The organism is Pseudoxanthomonas kalamensis DSM 18571 (assembly GCF_010211745.1).
Classification (GTDB): Bacteria; Pseudomonadota; Gammaproteobacteria; order Xanthomonadales; family Xanthomonadaceae; genus Pseudoxanthomonas_A; species Pseudoxanthomonas_A kalamensis.
The window spans coordinates 1-502 of record NZ_PDWQ01000159.1 but is presented as its reverse complement, the minus strand read 5'-3'; the positions used below and the strand labels follow the sequence as shown (position 1 = coordinate 502).

1 protein-coding gene and 1 pseudogene are annotated in these 502 nt (G+C 66.3%); both read right to left on the bottom strand.

Annotated features, from left to right (window positions below):
• Positions 1–413: LolA-related protein (locus tag CSC70_RS14515; protein ID WP_343038787.1), on the bottom strand; the 413-nt coding region annotated here is incomplete at its 3' end.
• Positions 364–502 (bottom strand): annotated as a pseudogene (locus CSC70_RS14510) (acyltransferase); the annotation flags it as partial. The gene CSC70_RS14515 and the pseudogene CSC70_RS14510, both read right to left, overlap by 50 nt.

Here is a 502-nt window from a genome sequence, read left to right as displayed (position 1 = left end):
TGCCAGGCCTGTGGCTGGCCCTGCCCACTGACGCGGTAGTGCTGCTCCAGCAGGGCGCGGTCGCCGGACAGCAACGCGCCGAATCCGGACTTCAAGCCGGCCAGCTCGGGCACGCGGCTCAACGAGAAACGGCGTGGCGATTTGCCTTCGCGTTCCAGCACGCCTTCGTCACCGGTCAGCGTGGTGGTTTCGCGGTATGGCGCACTGACCTCGCGCACCAGCGTCTGCGCGTCCGGGCGACGGTAGTGGCCCTCCACGCGCAACGGCGTCTTCAGCAAGGCCGAGCCACGCAATTCGACGAATTCGGTGCTGACCGGTGCGGGGCGCGCCAAGCGCTGCAGCACCTGCCCGACGTCCAGCGTCTCAGGCGGTGCGGCGCATAGCGGTGCGGCGCTGAACAGCAGTATCAGCATCCACGGCAGGGTGCGGCACATCGGCATGGTGGGTGTTCCAGAAATCGTAGAAGTTGAACCAGTTGTACGGCGCGTAGCAGGTGTAATGT